This window comes from Chryseobacterium sp. POL2 (assembly GCF_011058315.1).
Lineage (GTDB): Bacteria > Bacteroidota > Bacteroidia > Flavobacteriales > Weeksellaceae > Soonwooa.
Genome location: NZ_CP049298.1, coordinates 251,487 through 272,372 on the forward strand (window position 1 = coordinate 251,487; position 20,886 = coordinate 272,372).

19 protein-coding genes are annotated in these 20,886 nt (G+C 35.3%); 14 read left to right on the top strand and 5 right to left on the bottom strand.

The features are described 5' to 3' along the window. Positions 1-353 precede the first annotated feature (353 nt). From G6R40_RS01055 to G6R40_RS01075, 5 genes are read left to right on the top strand one after another with little or no spacing between them, the layout of a single operon-like run. On the top strand, positions 354-2,276 hold the full coding sequence (locus G6R40_RS01055; protein ID WP_165130721.1) for a sialate O-acetylesterase: 1,923 nt from the start codon (positions 354-356) through the stop codon (positions 2,274-2,276). A gap of 15 nt (positions 2,277-2,291) precedes the next feature. Continuing rightward, on the top strand, positions 2,292-3,740 hold the full coding sequence (locus G6R40_RS01060; protein ID WP_165130723.1) for an MFS transporter: 1,449 nt from the start codon (positions 2,292-2,294) through the stop codon (positions 3,738-3,740). A 2-nt stretch (positions 3,741-3,742) separates the two neighbouring features. Next, positions 3,743-4,864: an endo-1,4-beta-xylanase gene (locus tag G6R40_RS01065; protein WP_165130725.1), complete on the top strand. Its 1,122-nt coding sequence runs from the start codon at positions 3,743-3,745 to the stop codon at positions 4,862-4,864. A 26-nt stretch (positions 4,865-4,890) separates the two neighbouring features. Next, entirely contained in the window at positions 4,891-5,859 is a 969-nt protein-coding gene (locus G6R40_RS01070) for a glycoside hydrolase family 43 protein (RefSeq protein WP_165130727.1), read from the top strand. Positions 5,860-5,885: 26 nt separating this feature from the next. Further along, positions 5,886-7,934, top strand: a complete 2,049-nt coding sequence (locus G6R40_RS01075) for an alpha-glucuronidase (protein WP_165130729.1) — start codon at positions 5,886-5,888, stop codon at positions 7,932-7,934. A 244-nt stretch (positions 7,935-8,178) separates the two neighbouring features. Here G6R40_RS01075 and G6R40_RS01080 read toward each other — a convergent pair whose 3' ends face one another. From G6R40_RS01080 to G6R40_RS01090, 3 genes are all read right to left on the bottom strand, one after another. Then, positions 8,179-8,895, bottom strand: a complete 717-nt coding sequence (locus tag G6R40_RS01080) for a C40 family peptidase (protein ID WP_165130731.1) — start codon at positions 8,893-8,895, stop codon at positions 8,179-8,181. Continuing rightward, on the bottom strand, positions 8,895-9,542 hold the full coding sequence (locus G6R40_RS01085) for an O-methyltransferase (RefSeq protein ID WP_165130733.1): 648 nt from the start codon (positions 9,540-9,542) through the stop codon (positions 8,895-8,897). Before G6R40_RS01085 ends, G6R40_RS01080 begins: the two co-directional genes overlap by 1 nt. A 113-nt stretch (positions 9,543-9,655) precedes the next feature. Continuing rightward, positions 9,656-10,492 (bottom strand): flagellar motor protein MotB, encoded by an 837-nt coding sequence (locus G6R40_RS01090; protein ID WP_165130735.1) that lies wholly within the window; start codon positions 10,490-10,492, stop codon positions 9,656-9,658. A 94-nt stretch (positions 10,493-10,586) separates the two neighbouring features. On the opposite strand from G6R40_RS01090, the gene tilS reads away from it, so the two are divergent. From tilS to G6R40_RS01115, 5 genes are all read left to right on the top strand, one after another. After that, a complete protein-coding gene (gene tilS, locus G6R40_RS01095) occupies positions 10,587-11,870 on the top strand; it encodes a tRNA lysidine(34) synthetase TilS (RefSeq protein ID WP_165130737.1) in 1,284 nt (427 codons plus the stop codon). Between the two features lie 171 nt (positions 11,871-12,041). After that, a complete protein-coding gene (locus G6R40_RS01100; protein WP_165130739.1) occupies positions 12,042-12,560 on the top strand; it encodes an ExbD/TolR family protein in 519 nt (172 codons plus the stop codon). 112 nt (positions 12,561-12,672) lie between these two features. Continuing rightward, complete coding sequence (locus G6R40_RS01105; protein ID WP_165130741.1) at positions 12,673-13,170, top strand: hypothetical protein; 498 nt, start codon at positions 12,673-12,675, stop codon at positions 13,168-13,170. Positions 13,171-13,173: 3 nt separating this feature from the next. Then, the gene (locus G6R40_RS01110; RefSeq protein ID WP_165130743.1) at positions 13,174-13,938 is read left to right on the top strand and encodes an alpha/beta fold hydrolase; all 765 of its coding nucleotides are present in this window, start codon (positions 13,174-13,176) and stop codon (positions 13,936-13,938) included. Then, complete coding sequence (locus tag G6R40_RS01115; protein ID WP_165130745.1) at positions 13,928-14,995, top strand: acyltransferase family protein; 1,068 nt, start codon at positions 13,928-13,930, stop codon at positions 14,993-14,995. The genes G6R40_RS01110 and G6R40_RS01115 overlap by 11 nt, the downstream gene beginning before the upstream one ends. Here the strand turns inward: G6R40_RS01115 and G6R40_RS01120 are convergent. Beyond that, positions 14,992-15,996 carry a DHH family phosphoesterase gene (locus G6R40_RS01120; protein WP_165130747.1) on the bottom strand — a complete coding sequence of 335 codons (1,005 nt, stop codon included), beginning with the start codon at positions 15,994-15,996 and terminating at the stop codon, positions 14,992-14,994. The genes G6R40_RS01115 and G6R40_RS01120 overlap by 4 nt on opposite strands. A gap of 214 nt (positions 15,997-16,210) precedes the next feature. Between G6R40_RS01120 and era the strand changes: the two genes are divergently transcribed. Beyond that, complete coding sequence (era, locus tag G6R40_RS01125) at positions 16,211-17,086, top strand: GTPase Era (RefSeq protein WP_165130749.1); 876 nt, start codon at positions 16,211-16,213, stop codon at positions 17,084-17,086. A gap of 56 nt (positions 17,087-17,142) precedes the next feature. Beyond that, on the top strand, positions 17,143-17,565 hold the full coding sequence (locus G6R40_RS01130; protein WP_165130751.1) for a DoxX family protein: 423 nt from the start codon (positions 17,143-17,145) through the stop codon (positions 17,563-17,565). A gap of 17 nt (positions 17,566-17,582) precedes the next feature. On the opposite strand, the gene G6R40_RS01135 is transcribed toward G6R40_RS01130, so the two are convergent. Further along, complete coding sequence (locus G6R40_RS01135) at positions 17,583-17,738, bottom strand: hypothetical protein (protein ID WP_165130753.1); 156 nt, start codon at positions 17,736-17,738, stop codon at positions 17,583-17,585. A gap of 216 nt (positions 17,739-17,954) precedes the next feature. On the opposite strand from G6R40_RS01135, the gene G6R40_RS01140 reads away from it, so the two are divergent. Together G6R40_RS01140 and lat are read left to right on the top strand one after the other, a co-directional pair. Then, positions 17,955-19,502 (top strand): aldehyde dehydrogenase family protein, encoded by a 1,548-nt coding sequence (locus tag G6R40_RS01140; RefSeq protein ID WP_165130755.1) that lies wholly within the window; start codon positions 17,955-17,957, stop codon positions 19,500-19,502. A gap of 37 nt (positions 19,503-19,539) precedes the next feature. Then, positions 19,540-20,856 carry an L-lysine 6-transaminase gene (gene lat / locus G6R40_RS01145; RefSeq protein WP_165130757.1) on the top strand — a complete coding sequence of 439 codons (1,317 nt, stop codon included), beginning with the start codon at positions 19,540-19,542 and terminating at the stop codon, positions 20,854-20,856. Positions 20,857-20,886: the final 30 nt, after the last annotated feature.

Consider the following 20,886-nt stretch of genomic DNA (forward strand, 5'->3'; position numbering starts at 1 on the left):
GTTTTATAGCTTGTTATTAAAGATGTTGCCGTGAATAATTTGGACGGTTTTATTTTCTTATTTTGTATGATAAGTATGGGGCTTTTCTCTTTATTACTCGGTGTTTTGTTGTTGTGTTTTTGTTTGTATTCGCATTTTGTTGATTTGGATTCTTTGGTTTGTTAAGAGAAAATTTTATTTTAGAAAAACACAAATTGATGGTTTTGTAGATTATAAAATGATAAAGTGGATTTTATGGAGAATAACCACATTTTAATAAAACTTTTAACTCATTAATTTTTTTTTGAAATGCAGAATTGGCGTTAAGACACCAAGATCGCCATACTTAACTTTTTTTAGCACCAGTAATTATTATGAAAATATTTGTCAAAGCTTATCTCTCGCTTTTTGTTTGTTGCATTTTGGGAACGCTTCAAAATCTTGAAGCCAAAGTAAAACTTCCTGCTTTGGTCTCCGACGGAATGGTTTTACAACGTGACCAAAAACTTAGAATTTGGGGGAAAGCTGATGTGGGAGAAAAAGTTGATGTACATTTTAAGAACAAATATTACACAACAAAAGCCGATGCTAAAGGCGATTGGTCCTTAATCTTACCAGCAGTGAAAGCTGGCGGGCCATACACAATGCAGATTAATGATATTCTTTTAAAAGATATCCTCATAGGTGACGTGTGGCTGACTTCTGGACAATCGAATATGGAACTACCAATGTATCGTGTAAGAACACTTTATCCAGACGAGCTACAAAATGCTAACAATCCTAATATTCGGTTTTTTACAGTTCCTCAAAAATATAATTTTAAAAGTCCACAAACAGATTTGGAAAACGGAACTTGGGAAATCACGAATCCACAAACGATAAACAATTTTTCTGCGGCAGCTTATTTTTTTGCAAAAGATATTAACGCTAAATATAAAATCCCTGTAGGTATAATACATGCCAGTTTGGGAGGTTCTCCAATACAAGCCTGGATGGATATTAAAACATTAAGAAAATATCCCGAATATATTGCAGAAGCTCAAAAATGGAATAATGATGAACTTATAAAATCTACAGAGTTGAATGAAAAGTCATTAGCCGATACTTGGTATTCTGAGCTTAATCAAAATGATATTGGGCTTAGCCAAGATTGGAAAAGTAATCAGACAAATTATTCGGATTGGAAGATTATAAAAATGCCTAGTTCTTGGGAGAATCAGGAAAGCGCTTTCGACGGATCTGTTTGGTTAAAAAAAGAAATTTTTATTCCAAAAAATAAAGAAGGAAAAGCAGCTTTTCTTAATCTTGGTAGAATAAAAGATGCTGATGAAACCTACGTTAACGGAATTAAAGTCGGCAATATAACGTATGAATATCCGCCACGTTGGTACAACATTCCCTCAGGTTTATTAAAGTCAGGTAAAAATATTATCACCGTTCGTGTTATTAACGGAAGTGGAAAAGGCGAGTTTATCGCAGACAAACCTTATTATTTAGAAATTGACGGACAAAAAATAGATCTCAGGGGTGATTGGTATTACAAGATTGGGACAAAAATGGATCGCATAGCACCTGGACAAACTTTTATCCGTTGGAAGCCAACAGGATTATACAACGCAATGATACATCCTATAATCAACTATAATATAAAAGGCGCGCTTTGGTACCAAGGAGAAAGTAATACGAGCAAACCAAAAGAATATGGCGATTTGTTAACAAGTTTGATCGACGATTGGCGAACGAAATTTCAGCAAAAAAATATGCCTTTTTTAATCGTTCAGTTGGCCAATTTTATGGAACCAAAAAAGCAAGCATTAGAAAGTAATTGGGCAGAATTAAGAAATCAACAACGAAAAATTTCACAAAAGCTTTCTCATACAGGATTAGCTGTCGCGATTGATCTAGGAGAATGGAATGATATTCACCCTTTGGACAAAAAAAGCATCGGCGATAGATTGGCTTTACAAGCAGAAAAGCTTTCCTACAAAGCCAATATTATTGCAGATGGACCAATTTATCAATCCGTGAAATTCGAAAATAATAAAGCTATACTTAGTTTTAAAAAAGGAACTAATGATTTTCAAAATGTTCAAGAGCTGAAAGGATTTGCTATTAAAAATAAAGAAGGCAAATGGTTTTGGGCTAATGCCAAAATCCAAGCTGATAAGATTATTGTATGGAATGACGAGGTGTTAGAGCCAATTGCTGTTAGGTATGCGTGGGCTGATAATCCGGATCATGCAAATCTCAGAAACCAATCTGGACTTCCTGCGTCGCCATTTACAACAGAAGAATAATTAAATTAATTTGAAATGAAAAATATATCCTCAAAAATATCTGTCTTCGAAAAAGTAGGTTATAGTCTTGGAGATTTAGCCGCGAATTTGGTGTTCCAAACTTTAGTTACCTATTTAGCTTATTTTTATACAGACATTTATGGATTAAAAGCCGAAGATGCGTCTTTGATTACTTTATCGGTAGGTTTGGTCGCGGGCTTTGGATTCAATCCACTTATTGGGGCTTTGGCGGACAGAACATTGTCCAAATGGGGAAAATTTCGCCCATGGATTTTGTTTACTGCCATCCCGTTGGGGATTGCAGCGCTGTTGGCTTTTAGTACACCAGATTTCGATTATAAAGGAAAAGTAATATATGCGGCGATAACTTACAGCATTTTATTATTACTTTATGCTGCTAATAACTTGCCTTATTCCGCGCTTAGTGGTGTTATTACAGGCGATATGGGCGAGCGTAACAGCATCTCATCCTATCGTTTTGTAGCGGTGATGTTCGCGCAGTTTTTTGTTCAGGTTTTTATGTTGCCGATTATTTTATCCGTTGGTAATGGTGATAAAGCTGCGGGAATAGAGGTGGTCATGACATGGCTGGCTGTTATTGGAACGCTGATGTTGCTCATTACATTTTTTACTACTAAAGAAAGAGTTGTTCCTACCGAAGCGCAGAAGTCCGATCTGAAATCTGATTTGAAAGATTTATTTAAAAACAAACCTTGGCTTATTATGCTAAGTGTTACAACATTAGTTTTTATTACACTTGCCATGAAGGGTGGTGCTTACGTGTATTATTTTAATAACTATGTCGATGAAAAAGCTCTAGCAAGCTTTATCGCGCCAATAACAGTTTTTTTTAATTCCATTGGGATGAATTTTTTCGGTGAAGATGTTAAATCTGCTGGTTTTGGACTTTTCAATGCAGGCGGTATTATTATGATGATTATCGGAATTACTTTTTCTAAAAACTTAGCGGATAAATATGGTAAGAGAGATGTGTTCATGGCGTCTTTGTTTGTATCAACCTTGTTTATTCTAATGTTTATGTTTTACCCTCCCGAGTCGGTGTCAATGATGTTTTTATCACAGATTTTGCATGGCTTTTTCTATGGAATTGGTACACCCTTGTTATGGGCGATGATTGCCGATGTAGCTGATTACTCCGAATGGAAAAATAAGCGTCGTGCCACAGCCATTATTTTTTCAGCGATGATGGTTGGGCTAAAAGTTGGTTTGTCAATAGGAAGTGCTTTGGTGGCGTGGGTTATTAGCCAATATGGTTATATTTCAATTGAAAGTGGTGTACACATGACACAACCAGAAAGCGTTGCGGAAGGAGCCAAATTATTAGTGAGTGTTTTCCCTGCAATTCCTTTTCTTTTGGCTTGTGGATTACTTGCTTTTTACTCAATTAATAAAAAAATGGAAGTTCAAATCGAACATGATTTGGCTGAAAGACGAAATAAATAATTATGAAAAAACGTATTATTTTAATGACTTTGTTAGGATTAGTATCCTATAAAGTTGGTGCCCAAACTAAGAAGTCTGCAAGTTTGAAGCAGGCTTACGCTAAAGATTTCTATATCGGAACCGCGCTTAATCTTCAACATATTCATGACAAAGACAAAAAAGGAATTAACATTATTAAAAAAGATTTTTCCTCCATTGTCGCTGAAAACTGCATGAAAAGCATGTTCTTGCAACCTGTAGAAGGGCAATTCTTTTTTGATGATGCAGACAAGTTTGTGGCATTTGGTCAGCAGAACAATATGTTTACCATTGGTCATACTTTGGTGTGGCATTCGCAAGCGCCAGATTGGTTTTTTGTTGATAAAGACGGGAAAAATGTATCTGCTGACGTTCTCAAGCAACGTATGAAAAATCATATCCAAACCGTTGTTTCTCGCTACAAAGGAAAGATTAAAGGCTGGGACGTTGTCAACGAAGCGATTATGGAAGATGGCTCTTACAGGAAATCTAAATTTTATGAAATTCTAGGAGAGGAGTTTATTCCTTTAGCGTTCCAATGGGCTCACGAGGCAGATCCCGACGCCGAATTGTATTATAACGACTATAACGAATGGCATTCTGGAAAAGTACAACAAATAACCAAAATGATTAAAGATTTTAAATCTCGTGGAATCCGTATTGATGGTATCGGTATGCAAGCGCATGTCGGCTTAGATTACCCAAGTATTGAAGAATATGAAAAAGCCATTGTCGCTTATGCCAATGCAGGTGTTAAAGTAAGCGTAACCGAACTAGAAATTAGCGCTCTACCTTCTCCGCATAGGATATCATCCAACGTTGCCGATACACAAGCTTACGAAAAACAACTTAATCCTTACAATAATGGTATTTTACCAGCTGACGTAGAAGCGGCTTGGGAAAAACGCTATTTGGATTTTTTCAGTCTATTTCTAAAGCATAAAGACAAAGTGGAAAGAGTAACGCTGTGGGGCGTTACCGATGGCGATTCTTGGAAAAATGATTTCCCAATTGTTGGTCGAACAGATTATCCGCTCTTGTTTGATAGAAAATATAAGGAAAAACCAATTGTTAAAAAGCTGATACACTTAGCTAAAGAAAATTAGATTTTTAAATATTAGAAAAGATGATTATGAAGAAAGCAAAATATCTGTTCCCAAAAGATTATATGGCAGATCCATCTGTACATGTTTTTGAAGATAAAATTTATATCTATCCTTCACACGATCGCGAAAGCGGTATCGCAGAAAATGACAACGGTGACCATTTCGATATGGCGGATTACCATGTATTTTCTTTGGATGATGTAGAAAATGGAGAAGTTACAGACCATGGCGTTGTGTTATCGGTACAAGATATTCCATGGGCTGGCCGACAATTGTGGGATTGCGATGTGGCGCACAAAAATGGAAAATATTATATGTACTTCCCATTAAAGGATCAAAACGATATTTTCCGCATAGGCGTTGCTATAAGCGATAGACCTTATGGACCTTTTGTTCCCGAGAAACATCCGATAATGGGCAGTTACAGCATAGACCCATGTGTTTTTGAAGAAGATGGAAAACATTATATATATTTTGGCGGTATCTGGGGTGGACAACTTCAACGTTACCGAGATAACAAAGCTTTGGAAAGTGCCATTCTTCCAGAAAACGACGAAGCAGCAATTTGTCCCAAAGTGTCCATTCTTCGCGATGATATGTTAGAGTTTGGAGAAGAGCCAAAAGATGTTTTAATTCTTGACGAAAATGGAAAACCTTTGCCTCATGGTGACCAGCATCGATTTTTCGAAGCTTCTTGGATGCATAAGCACAATGGCAAGTATTATTTCTCTTATTCTACAGGCGATACGCATTTGCTTTGTTATGCAATTGGCGATAATCCTTACGGACCCTTCACTTATCAAGGTGTAATTTTAACACCAGTTGTTGGTTGGACAACGCATCATAGTATTGTGGAATACAAAGGCAAAACATATTTGTTCTTCCATGATTCTGTACCGAGTGGTGGTAAAACCTGGCTTCGTAGTATGAAGGTTATTGAATTAGAATATAATGAAGACGGGACTTTCAAAACCATTGAAGGTCTAGAAGCTTAATTTTTTCGGTTTTAAAAATAAAAGTTATGAATTTTAATCTGAGGCAATTAGCTTTCTTCTTACTGATTTGTTGCTGTATTCCATCATTTGTTTTAGCAGAAGACGGAAGCCAATTGTGGCTTCGTTTTCCTCATATTAAACAAGGGATTTCGAGTAATCAAATTTTTGTAAAAGGAAATTCGGCGACTATTAATATTGCAAAAAAAGAATTAATAAATTATTGGCAAGGTCAAGCAGTAGAACTAAAAACTGATACTTCTTTAAAATCTTTGAAAGATGGTTTTAAAATAACTTCTGATCCGAAGAAAATTACTATAAGTTCATCTACAGAAATTGGTTTGTTGTATGGGGTTTATCATATTTTGAGATTACAAGAAACTAAAGCGGATACGCAAAATCTTAATATCACCGAGAAGCCTTCTTATGACGTAAGAATCCTAAACCATTGGGACAATCTTGACAGAACGGTGGAGCGTGGCTATGCTGGTTATTCGCTTTGGAAATGGGACGAGTTGCCTAATGTAATTTCGCCACGTTATGAGGCCTATGCGCGTGCCAATGCATCAATTGGCATCAACTCTGTTGTGCTTAACAATGTTAACGCGTCACCTAATATTCTTAAAAAAGACTATTTGGAAAAAGTAAAAGTTTTAGCGGATATCTTTCGTCCTTATGGTATTAAAGTTTATTTGTCCGTTAATTTTTCTTCTCCAAAAGTTCTTGGAAATCTCGAAAACTCAGATCCTCTCAATAAAAGTGTAAAAGTGTGGTGGAAGGACAAAACTTCTGAGATTTATAAGCTCATTCCAGATTTTGGAGGTTTTTTGGTAAAAGCCAATTCGGAAGGCCAACCTGGTCCGCAAGATTATGGTAGAACTCATGCCGATGGTGCTAATATGATGGCAGATGTTCTGAAACCCTTTGGCGGTATTGTTATGTGGCGAGCATTTGTGTATAATCCGACGCCAGAAGATCGTGCAAAACAAGCTTATAATGAATTTGTCCCTTTGGATGGAAAATTTAGAGATAACGTAATCATTCAGATTAAAAATGGACCAGTAGATTTCCAACCAAGAGAAGCTTTTAGTCCATTATTTGGGGCGATGAAAAAAACTTCCAAAATGGTAGAATTTCAGATTACACAAGAATATTTAGGTTTTTCAAATCATTTGGTATTTTTAGCACCTTTGTTTAAAGAAACTTTAGACAGTGACACTTATGCGTTCGGAAAAGGCTCTAGCATTGCAAAAATAACCGATGGGACGCTGAAAACAACACAGTTGTCCGCGATTGCCGCTGTTGCCAATATTGGAGAAGATAACAACTGGACGGGACATCATTTCGCACAGGCCAATTGGTATGCCTTCGGGAGATTGGCTTGGAACAACGATTTAACATCTGATCATATTGCTGATGAATGGCTGAAGCAGACTTTTACCACTGAAACAAACTTCGTTAATCCAATTAAAAATATGATGTTGACATCGCGTGAAACGGCTGTCGATTATATGATGCCATTAGGATTACACCATATTTTTGCAAACGAACATCATTATGGACCAGAGCCTTGGGGAGATTATCCTGGAGCAAGACCAGATTGGACGCCTGTATATTATCACAAAGCAGATGCTAACGGATTAGGTTTTGATAGAACAATGTCGGGAAGTAATGCCGTGTCACAGTACAATTCTCCTCTTAAGGAAATCTACAATAATATCAACACAACGCCAGAAAACCTCTTGTTATGGTTTCATCATGTGCCTTGGGATTATCAAATGAAAAATAACAAATCCATGTGGGATAATCTGGCGTACAAATATGATAAAGGTGTAAAAGGTGTAAGAACTTATCAAAAAATTTGGGATCAAGTAGAATCGTATGTTGATAAAGAGCGATTTTTTGCGGTACAGTCTAAACTAAAAATCCAAGCTAAAGATGCTTTTTGGTGGAAAGATGCGTGCTTGTTGTATTTTCAAGGTTTTTCTAAAATGCCAATTCCTTATGATATAGAACGACCAATCCATGAGCTAGAAGATCTTAAAAAAATAAAGCTTAATATGAAACATCATAATTAATTATTAATATCAAATCTGTATAAAAATGATTAAAAGTAAAATCTCTCATAATCTTGAGAGATTTTTTTATAATTTGATTCAGAACTTTTATTCAAAAAGTGAAATCTAACAAAATAAGAACTAATTCGCGCGCGAAGGATAGTAGCGGATATCCTTTTTGTAAGCTTGGGAAAGTATGGTACAAAAAGATAGCAGCGGATAGCCTGACCCGAGTTGTGGGAAAAGCTTTGGCGAGGGACGCGCCCTAAAAATAAGATTTGATGAAGCGCAATTTGTGCGTATGTTTGTTTTGGTCTTTGTTGAAAATCCCCAAAGAGTCCAAATGGTCGATGCGAACTTTGCCGTGGGCATGGATGATTTTTTGATTTTCTAAAACGATGCCGACATGTACGATTTTCCCCTCCGAGTTTTCGAAAAAGGCGAGGTCGCCAGGTTGGGCCTCTTCTAGAAAAGTCAATGGCTCGCCACTTTCGGCTTGTTGTGAAGCGTCACGAAGAATTTTGAGGTCGTGGATTTTGTAAATCATCTGCGTAAAACCGCTGCAATCCAACCCGAAAAAGCTCTTGCCACCCCACAAATAAGGAACATTAAGAAATTCTTTGGCGCAAATGACAATGCTCTCGCGCTTGTCAGCACTGCGCGTGACAATGGGTGTTTTGTAAGTAACCTCCGAACCTAAAGACAAAAGAATATTGCCATTGTCTGTGGCTGCAGCGTCGAAAGTTTCTGTGATGTAATTGGTTTTTCGGGTGTTGAGATAAGTCTCGGAAACGGGTGTTATTTGTTTGGTGTCCATCCAGCCTTCGTAGCCATCGTAATGCATTTTGATTTTGGTAAAGTTGTTTTTCACTTCCAAAATATCGGCAGATTCGCCAAAAAGCATTTGTGTGACCATCTCGCTACGGTCAGTATTTTCGGCCCTTACTGGTGCTATGGATACATTACAAATTCCTTTTTCCATTATTTTTTTCTGATTAAATGAATACCGTCTCGCAAAGGTAAGATTAGATTTTCGAAATCGGGGTCTTCGGTCACGATTTTATTAACCAATTTTATCTGTTGTGTAGCTTTGTTGTTGGGATGTTCTTCCAAAACTTTGCCATACCAAAGTACATTGTCAATTAGGATAATGCTTCCAGATTTTAATTTTGGTTTTATAAGTTGAAGGTAATTTTCGTAATTTTCTTTGTCCGCATCAATGAATACCAAATCCCAGATAATATCTAAATTCTTAATTGTATGTGCTGCGTCGCCTAATATAAATTCGATTTGGGATGCATAGTCACTTTGTTGGAAATATTTTTGAGGAATATAAGCTAGGTCTTCGTTTTTGTCCAAAGTATAAATTTTTCCATCTTCGGAAAGCCCTTCTGCCAAACAAAGTGTAGCGTAACCAGTAAAAGTGCCAATTTCCAAAATGTTTTTTGGCGTAATCATTTTGGAAAGGATACTTAGTAATCGTCCTTGCAAATAGCCCGAAATCATGTGTGGCTGCGTTGTTTTTTGATAAGTTTCTTTACGCAGTTTTTTCAGGATGTCTGGTTCGGTGGAAGCGTGCGCTTCGAGATAACGATCCATAGGTAGGTCAAGTTCTTCGAAATAGCTCATTGCTTAAGGTTCAAAGTTTAAAAAAATTAAAAATCAAAGTTAAGATTATTTAAACAAAAAAACCTTGTCAAAGCGACAAGGTTTTATAGATTTTAGAAATTTTGAAAATCCCATTATTTCTTAACTGGTGCGATGTCCATCAACTTCATAAACTCGTCTAACTTCGGCATGATGATGATTTCTGTTCTACGGTTTTCTGCACGTCCAGATACAGAAGCATTGGTCGTTTTAGGATTGTATTCTGATCTACCTCCAGCTGTAATTCTGTTAGGGTTAACACCGAATTGTGTTTGCAGAATCTTCGCTACAGCAGTTGCTCTAAGTGCGGAAAGATCCCAATTGTCTCTCGGTACGGATGCGCTGTTAAGTGTTGCGTTATCTGTGTTACCTTCGATTAATACAGAATATGTGTCATAATCGTTGATAACTTTAGCAACTTTTCCTAAAACATCTTGCGCTGCTGGCAATACATCGAATTTACCAGTTTGGTATAGCATTTTATCCGACAGGGAAATCATTACAACACCTTTCAGTACTTTAACGTCAACATCTTGATCTGCGATATTGTCTAAAGAACGTTTTAGTTTGTTAGACAATGCCATATTCAAACTATCATTTTTAGAATTTGTAGAGATCAATTGCTTGATGTATTTGTTAGAAGCATTAATTTCTCCAACTAACTTGTCAATGTTGGTGGAGCTTTTTCCAGAATTGCTAAGGCACGCATCAAGACTAGATTTTAATGCATTATTTTGTCCCATTAGCAAGTCGTTTTGGCTTTGTAATCCAGAGTTTTTGGAAGTTAAATCTTGGATTTGTCTTTGTCTATCAGCGGCGTCGTTAACACATTGTTGATAGTTAAGGTTAAGGGCGTCGAATTGCTTTTTACTCACACACGATGTTGCAGTAATAGCCATTGCAGTGACACCAAGAATTTTAAATAATCTCATAGTTATGATTTTAAGAATTTGTCAAATTTACAAAATGCTTTTAAATAAAGGCTTATCTTTGCTTTGATTATAACGTAAAACTTAGTAATACATTTTGCTTAGTTCCTTTAATTTTAGCCAATCATTAAAAAAGCTTCTTCCACAAGCGCAGCAAAAAACATTCCTTTTAGCCGCGAGTGGTGGCGTGGACTCTATGGTTTTGCTGGATTTGTGCCATCAGTTGCAGCTTAATTTTGAAGTGGCGCATGTTAACTATCATCTTAGAAATGAGGATTCTAAGCTCGATATGCAACTGGTTGAAAATTGGTGCTCCGAAAAAAAAATAAAATTTCATCTTTACGAGGTTTCACAAAAAGATAACCAACCAAAAAATTCAATTGAGAATTGGGCGCGCGACATTCGGTACAGATTTTTTAATAAAATTTTAATAAAAAATAATATCGATTTTGTAATTACGGCGCATCATCTTAATGACAGATTGGAAACTTTTATCATTAATCTATCCAAAGCTTCTGGCCTGAAAGGCTTAAAATCTATTCCAGAAAAAACAGAAAAAATTCTGCGTCCTTTATTGGATTTTTCACGACAAGAGATTGAAGATTATGCGAAACAGCATCAAATAATTTTTCGCGAAGATTATACCAATGCAGAAAATATTTATGTAAGAAACAAAATCAGAAATCAGATAACGCCTTTGTTGAAAGAACTTAACAAAGATTTTCTAGAAAATTTTAAAACCTCACTCGAGATTATAAAAGATTCTAAAAACTTTATTGACCAACAAATTGATTTAGTTCTTGAAACGATTAAAATTCCGCATGATGAACTTTTAATTCTTAATCAAACCGAACTGGCTTTACAAACCGACTTTGTAAAATATGAAATCCTGAATCGCTTCGGAATGACAAGTTCTACAGAAATTAAAAAATTGATAACAGCCGAGAAAGGGAAAATTTTCTTTACACATTCTCATCAGTTTTCTGTGGGAAGACAAGAGATTTTAGTACAAGAACTGAAAGAAGAAATCGAAGTTGTTGAAGAATTTATTTTAGAAACAACTATAGTGTCTGATGCGGAAATTTTGGTTTCGGTTCCTGAAAATTTTAAAAATCCGTTTTGGGAATTTGATGCTGAAAAAATTGTTCTGCCTTTAAAATTAAGACCACTAAAAATCGGTGATGTTTTTTCTCCAAAAGGAATGAAAGGGAAAAAGAAAGTTTCAAAATTTTTGCGTGACGAAAAATTAAGTATTAGCGATGCTGCTGCTGTTCGGGTTTTGGTGGATGCTGAGGATCAAATTCTCGGCGTTTTTCCATTGCGACAATCTCAGCATTTTATTATTTCTGATAAAACAAATCAAACTTTAAAATTAATTTGATATCATATATTGGTATTTTTTGTTTTTGTGTTAATTTTTATTGTCTTTGAATAAAGAATTATGCTGTAATTAACATATTTTAATACTAGGTACGAAAATTGTAGTTCTGTTTTTAAGACATTTTCTAGTCTTATGAATTTCAATAATTGTTAATCTTAAAAATGTAATGCTATGGCAGATTTTCAACCCAATGCAAGAGGAGATTCTAAAGTGAGAACCCGCAAAAATCTAGTGAAAATGGATATGACGCCCATGGTTGATTTGGGCTTTCTATTGATTTCTTTTTTCATGTTTACGACCAATTTTTCCAAACCCAATGTTGTGGATCTTAGCCTTCCTGCTACGACCGAATCAAAAGGAAATGAGATTGATCTTAGCAATTCTATCACCTTAATTTTAGGTGAAGGCAACCGTGTTTTTTATCATCAATTGGATCAAAAATCCTTGACTCCCAATCTTCTGAAAGAAGTGTCTTATGATAAATTTGGTTTAACAAACTTAATAGAAAAAGCCAAAAAAGCAGCTAAGAATCCAAGCATCTTTACCATCATTATTAAACCGACAGATGATGCCAATTACAAAAACTTCGTTGATGCACTCGACGAAATGGCACTGACCAAAAGTCAACATTATGGCATCGCAGATATGCGAGAGTGGGAAACCAAAATCTATGATGACAAACTAAAGTAACCTTGAGACATTTTTCAAGGTTTTTGTTTTAAAATTGATTTATAAAATAATTCGTCTTGTATTTATTGACAAAAACGTCTTTTTTATATATTTTAGAGCAAAAATATAATTTATGAAAAAGCTGGTTTCTTTTTTGGCTTTAGTTGCGATAATCGCTTGTAAGAAGACAGACGAAACGACACATAAAAAGACAGATTCTTTAGAAATAATAGATTCCATTAACGCTGTAAGACAAAAGATTAACGATAGTATCCTGAGCCATAATCGATACAAAGATCTGGAAGGCGAACATGTTTTAACGCATAATATGATTAAAGGTCAAGGGAAAATCAGTTTCAAAAAAATAGGTAAAGACCAATACAAAATGGATGGTTTTCAAGAGTCTGGCAAAAATTATATTAAAATAAAAGGAACGGGAGAGATGATTTCTAAAAATAATCTGAGATTCCATGGACGGATAGAACAAAGAATCCAGGATTTCGAAAACGGAATGCTCGATGTCAGAAGTGGCAAGAAAATCTTTTATACAAAAGATGATGGCAAAAGTTTTAAATTACACGATGCTGTTAACCAAGCGGGTTTTCCGGATCAAATCTATATAAAATTTTAAAAAATGCTCAATTACGAAATTTCAGGAAAAGGCAAAGAAACGTTGATTTTACTTCATGGTTTTATGGAGAATTTGACGATTTGGGATGATATGGTGCCGAGTTTGTCCAAAGACTTTCAATTGGTAAAAGTGGATCTTCCTGGATTTGGAAAGTCAAAACCTACAGCAGAAATACAAACGATGGAATCCATGGCGGAAGATGTTAAAACATTGGTTGAACATTTGGATTTAGAAAAATTCCATCTTGTAGGACATTCTATGGGCGGTTATATCAGTTTGGCTTTTGCTGAAAAATATCCCGATTTTTTGAAAAGTTTTACTTTGTTTTTCTCAACTTATTTTGAAGATGATGCGGAAAAAAAGAAAATTCGCGAAAAAAGTCTTCGAGTGATTAAAGAGAATTACCAAGCTTATGCGGCTGCTGGGATACCAAATCTTTTCGGTCCCGAAGCTAGAAAATTAAAAAAAGATAAAATAGAACTTGCCAAGCAAATTGCTTATTCTGCGGATATAGAAGGTGTTTTGGCTTGTACGAAAGGAATGATCCTTCGTCCTGACCGCAAGTCTGTTTTAGAAAATTTTGACGGCAAAATCCTATTGTTGGCGGGAAGATTTGATAACGCTGTTAATGCTACAAAGACGATTGCAGAACTTCCAGAACGTGACAATATCAAAGCCTATCTTTTGGATTGTGGACACAACGGACATTGGGAAAAACCAAGTATTTGTACCGAGATTATTAATACAGAATTGCTGAATGAAATATAATCTCCCGAATATCACCTCGGCTAGATTTTTTCTAGCCTTGTTGGTGGTTTTGTTTCATGTCATGCAATTTGCTGAAAAACGCGGTTTTCCGAGCAATACAGATTGGGCAATTCTCAACAAAGGTACAGAAGCTGTTTTTGCATTTTTTTCGTTGAGTGGTTTTTTAATCATCAGAAACCTTTATCTCGAAAAGTTGAATACTGGAAGTGTGTCTATCAAAGATTTTTATAAACGAAGAATTTTCAGGATTTTCCCTTTGTATTATGCGGTTCTTATTTTCGGATTGTTGTATTACAATGTAATTTTGCCCTATTTTGGCTTCGAGATAGAAAGACTTTATTCTTATACTGAAGCGATATTGTTGGGCGGCACTTTTTTCTCTAATATTCTTAAAACCTATCAGCCAGGCGGCATTATAGAAGTTCTTTGGTCTATTGGTATTGAAGAACAATTTTACATTCTGATTGCCCCTTGTTTTTTAATTTTCTCTAAAAAGAATATTGTTTGGTTACTCGCTGTTTTTAGTATCGTCTATTTTATATTGTACAACTTTGACGTTATTGAATTTCTGAAGAAGTATGTGATGTATTTTTATTTCTTTTCAGTGAGTGGGCTTTTTGCGATTTTTACCATTCAATATCCGAATTATAAAATCCCGAATTGGATTAAAATATCGATTTACGCTTTTGTATTATTTTACTTTTTTTCGGATTGGATTTTAGAAAACACGGCAGAATGGATGTATCAATTGATAAGTACACTTTTTTTTCCTTTGATGATTATTAGTTTAATAAGTCAACCGATTTCTTTTTTAGAAAATAAAACGCTAAAATACTTCGGAAAAATCTCTTACGGAATCTACATGCTTCATGCCATCGTTATGCAGATTGTAGGATTTATGGTTTTAAAATTTATTCCGTTTGAGACGATTAATCCAAATCTATTTATCATTAGTTTTACGTTTGCAAATATAATTTTGACTTTGATATTTGCTCATATTTCCTATCAATATTTTGAAAAATTTTTCCTGAAATTAGGACACAAAAAAGAGGACTAAAAATCCTCTTTTTCTATAATGTTTTTAAAATCTTCGATAGTATCTTCTATACTTTTAAAGTATTTTCCGCCAGATGCGTTGATGTGTCCACCGCCGTTGAAGTGTTTTCTTGCCAACTGATTGGTGTCGACATCATCTTTGGATCGGAAAGATATTTTGATGAAATCTTCATAAAGATCTTCCATGAAAAACACGGACATTCTCGTCCCAGAAATACTTAATCCGTAATTAACAAATCCTTCGGTGTCACCTTTTTCGAATCCTAACGCTTTCAGTTCCTCACGTTTTAACCACATAATGGCAACTTTTCCATTGTTTACAACTTCAATACGGCTAAGAACGAGCGATAACAAATTGAGTCTAGAAATGGTGTTGTTATCCCAAGTATTACTAGAAATTTTTGCGGGATCTGCACCTTTTTCGATAAGATTAGCAACAATTCTGTGTGTTGTAGCACTTGTTGACCGAAATCTGAAACCACCAGTATCCGTCATAATACCTGTATAAAGACATTCTGCGATATCTTGATTAACCAAATCTTCTTCTTCTAAAGCCTGAATAAAATGATAAACCATTTGACAAGTCGCTGGCACATTGGTGTCGGAATAAACAAAATCAAATTGTTCTGGCATTTGGTGATGGTCAATCAATATTTTTTTTGCTCTTGATTTATAAATCCAATCTCCAATAATTCCTGCACGAACCGTGGCATTGTAATCCAAACAAAAAATAACATCTGCATTATAAATGGCTTCTCCAGCTTGTTTTCTTTTGTATTCTCCAATGATTGTTTTTTTTGCTTCGGGCATCCATTTTAAAAATTTCGGGAAATCATTTGGCGTAATAACCGTTGCATCAATACCTTTTGCTGCAAGAAAATGTTTGAGTCCAAGACTGGAACCTATAGCATCGCCGTCTGGATTATGATGTGTCGTGATGACAATATTTTTATCGGGAGAAAGTAGTTGTTTTATAGATGAAAGTTCGGAGTCGCTGAACATGATTTTTTTAATTTATAAGATTGCAAAGGTAATCAAATTCTATAGTTTTATTTTAACAAAGCATTTTTTGTAAAAAAATAGGTCTCAAATTTTGAAGTCTACTTGGTCGTTACTTTTTTTGTTTGTGCCTTAATATTTTAAACTCTTTTATTAAACATATTTCGTGATTCTCGATTTATAAATCCTTAACTTTGCAAATCTTAAAAGAATAAAAATGCACAAAGCAGGATTTGTAAACATAGTTGGTAAGCCAAATGCAGGAAAATCAACACTTCTCAATCAATTGATGGGCGAGAAGTTGGCGATTGTAACCCAAAAGGCACAAACCACAAGACATAGAATTTTCGGAATTTATAATGAAGAAGATTTGCAAATTGTTTTTTCTGACACGCCAGGCGTTTTGGATCCCAAATATGGTTTACAAGAAAAAATGATGGATTTTGTTAAAGAAAGTCTTCAGGATGCTGACGTATTCTTGTTTATTGTAGATGCTTTGGATAAAGAGGAACCGTCCGAATTTTTAATAGATAAACTAAATAAAATCCCAGTTCCTGTTTTATTGTTACTAAACAAAGTTGACCTTAGTAACCAAGCTGAATTGGAAGCAAAAGTAGAATATTGGCATAACAAAATTCCGAAAGCGGAGATCTTACCAGTTTCTGCGCTTAAAGCTTATAATACAGAATATATTCTTCCGAAACTGAAATCGCTTTTACCAGAAAATCCACCTTATTACGATAAAGATCAATTTACAGACAAGTCAGAACGTTTTTTTGTGAACGAATGTATTCGTGAGAAAATCCTTTTGAATTATGATAAAGAAATTCCTTATTCTGTAGAAGTTGTCACGGAGATTTTCAAAGAAAAAGAAGGCGTTATCTTAATCGACTCTATTATATATGTAGAACGCGATTCGCAAAAAGGAATTATCATAGGTCACAAAGGAGATGCGATAAAAAAAGTAGGTACAGAGGCAAGAATAGATTTAGAAAAATTCTTTGGAAAAAAAATCCATCTTAATCTTTTTGTAAAAGTGAAAAAAGATTGGAGAAAAAACGAACGTGATCTCAAAAATTTCGGTTACAGATAGGCCTTTTGGAACTTATTTTGTAGCTTTGGCTAAAAACGATCCCAAAAAACATACTAATGAAACTTATTTCATCCGAAACTAATCCTAGCTTAGTTAATGTAGCAGCGCTTGTTCTGCGCCTTTTTGTAGGTTTTTCAATGTTGACGCATGGTTATCCGAAATTAGAGAAATTAATGGGTAATGGCGAAATTCAGTTTATGGATTTCTTAGGATTGGGACCAATTATTACTTTGGTTTTAGTAGTCATTGCAGAAGTTATATGTTCCGTATTTATAATACTAGGTTTTTTAACGAGATTTGCAAGTTCGGTTCTCATCATGACCATGTTGATTGCTATATTTATGGCGCATGGCGCAGATCCATATTCAGGTAAAGAGATGGCGGTTTTATACCTTTTCCATTATATCGTTTTGATGCTTATTGGGCCAGGACGATTCTCAATAGATCAATTATTTACAAAAAAGAAAATTCGTTACTAGATAAGGTAACGAATTTTTTATTTCTGACTGCAACTTCCGAAAATTGCATCGGCACCAAAATAAAATATAGCCAACCAAACTAAGCCTTTTGCGGTGAAAAATATCAATCCGCCAATGCCAACTCTTTTGAACCAAAGTTTCAATTTGGAGTTTTTATTATCGTTTTGTTCCATTAAAAATTTTTAACAAATTTAAAACTTGGAATTGATTTAAACAAGTTATTTAGATTTAATGTAAATAATTAACAAACAATGGTTAGTTTGTTTCTGTGCCCATTATTATTGACTTTTTGTGGATTTCTGTTGTATGATTTTTATTTTTGAAACATGATTTTTGTTAGGATTTGAAAATTATTGTCTATTTTAGCCAAAGACAAATCAAATATAATAATGAATACACAAAACCAATTTTCAATTCAGAAATCATTGGAGAATTTAGGAATCAATGCCAAGAACTTAGGAAGCTCTACAGGTGTTGATTTTTTTGCATCAGGAGAAATTATCAAAAGTTATACGCCGACAGATGGGCAAGAGATAGCATCTATTGCGACAAGCTCGGAGGCGGATTACGACAAAGTTATTGCAAAAGCGGAGAAGGCTTTTCTAGAATTCAGACAAATACCAGCGCCTAAAAGAGGAGAAATTGTAAGACAATTTGGAGAAAAATTAAGACATTATAAAGATGACTTAGGAAAGTTAGTGTCTTATGAAATGGGGAAATCTCTACAAGAAGGACTTGGTGAAGTGCAAGAAATGATTGATATCTGTGACTTTGCAGTTGGATTATCCAGACAGCTTCATGGCTTTACTATGCATTCAGAAAGACCTGGACATCGTATGTACGAGCAATATCATCCTCTAGGAATTGTTGGGATTATCTCGGCATTCAATTTTCCAGTAGCTGTATGGAGTTGGAATACCACGCTTGCGTGGATTGCAGGAAATGTTTGTATCTGGAAACCTTCAGAAAAAACGCCTCTATGTGCGATTGCTTGTCAAAATATTATCGCAGAAGTTATCAAAGAAAACAATTTGCCAGAAGGAATTTCTAACCTTATCGTTGCGGATCATGTTATTGGTGACAAAATGGTGAATGATAAAAAAGTGGCACTTATTTCTTTCACAGGATCAACAAGAGTTGGTCGCGAGGTTAACAAAAATGTTGCAGCACGTTTCGGGAAAAGTATTTTAGAATTGGGTGGAAACAACGCAATTATTATCTCTAACCAAGCCGATTTGGATATGAGTATTATTGGTGCTGTTTTTGGCGCTGTTGGTACAGCAGGGCAACGTTGTACATCAACAAGACGATTAATCATTCAGGAAGATGTTTATGATGAAGTTAAAAACAGATTGGTTAAAGCTTATGGACAACTAAAAATCGGAAACCCATTGGATCAGCACAATCATGTGGGACCGCTTATCGATAAAGATGCCGTAAATCAATATCTTAATTCCATTGAAAAATGCAAACAGGAAGGCGGCAACTTTGTTGTTGAAGGTGGTGTATTAGAAGGTGTAGGTTATGAAAGCGGTTGTTATGTAAAACCTTGTATTGCAGAAGTTGAGAATAATTTTGCAATTGTTCAACACGAGACTTTTGCACCGATTTTATATTTAATCAAATACAAAACTTTAGACGAAGCTATTGCTTTACAAAATGATGTGCCGCAAGGTTTGAGTTCTGCTATTATGACTCAGAGTCTTAGAGAATCGGAGTTATTCCTTTCCAATGCAGGATCAGACTGCGGTATTGCCAATGTTAATATTGGGACGTCTGGCGCCGAGATTGGAGGTGCTTTCGGAGGCGAGAAAGAAACTGGTGGTGGCCGCGAAAGTGGATCCGATGCTTGGAAATATTATATGAGACGCCAGACCAATACGATCAATTATTCGACAGGATTGCCTTTGGCACAAGGAATTAAATTCGATATTTAAAATTTAACCAAATCAAACCAAAATAACTTAAAATAATATGAGTACAGTTACAACCAATGAAGTGAAAGAAGTCTTAGGAAGACATATTCTTGCAGATGGATTCGACTTCGTAATGGATTACGAAAAATCTCATGGATCTTGGATTGTTGACCGATTAACAGGCAAAGAATATCTCGATATGTTTTCGATGTTTGCGTCAGCATCTATCGGGTACAATCACCCATACGTTTTGCAAAGAGCAGAATGGTTGGGCAAAATGGCCGTTTACAAGCCCACACTTAGTGATGTTTATTTGCAAGAATATGCAGATTTTATGAAGGTTTTTGAACGTGTTGCCATTCCAAAAGAATTAGAATATTGCTTCTTTATCGAAGGTGGCGCACTTGCTGTTGAAAATGCTCTTAAAGCTGCTTTTGACTGGAAAACCAGAAAAAACTGGCAAAAAGATATCAAAACCGAAGGAAGCATTGCGATACATTTTAAACAAGCATTCCACGGAAGAAGTGGCTATACATTATGTTTAACCAATACTTCGGATCCTAGAAAATACCAATATTTTCCAAAATTCGAATGGCCAAGAATTCTTAATCCGAAAATCCATTTCCCAATTACGGAAGCCGGAATGGAGGAAACGATGAGAAACGAAAGTTTAGCATTACTAAATATTGAAGAAGCTATTTTAACAAATCCTGATAAAGTGGCATGTATTATCATAGAGCCCATCCAGGCGGAAGGTGGTGATAATCATTTCCGTGATGAGTTTTTTGTGGAGTTAAGACGTATCTGTGATGAGAACGATGTGCTTTTAATCTTTGATGAAGTGCAGACAGGTATTGGGATGACAGGCACAATGTGGGCTTTTCAGCAGAGTAGTATCAATCCAGATATCATCACGTTTGGGAAAAAAACTCAAGTTTGTGGCATTCTTGCCAATAAGGAAAAAATGAACATGGTGGCGCATAACGTCTTCACAGAAAGTTCGCGTATTAATTCGACTTTTGGCGGTAATTTTATTGATATGTTGCGTTTCCAATTGGTATTGGAAGTTATTGAACAAGAAGGCTTAATCGAAAAATCAAAAAAAGCAGGAGACTATCTTTTGAATGGATTGAAAGCTTTGGAACAAAAATTCCCAGATGAAGTATTTGCTTCCAGAGGAAAAGGTCTAATGTGCGCATTTGATTTAAAAGATGCTGAAACCAGAAATTGGTTGCAAAGCAGATTGTACCAAGAAGGAGTTATTATTTTAACTTGTGGCGATCAGTCTTTACGTTTCAGACCACACCTTAACGTAAAGGAAGAAGAATTACAAATTGTTTTAGATAAGATAGAAGAAATTTTATTAAAAAAATAAATCCAAAAACTTTTGTTGTTTTGTTAGAAA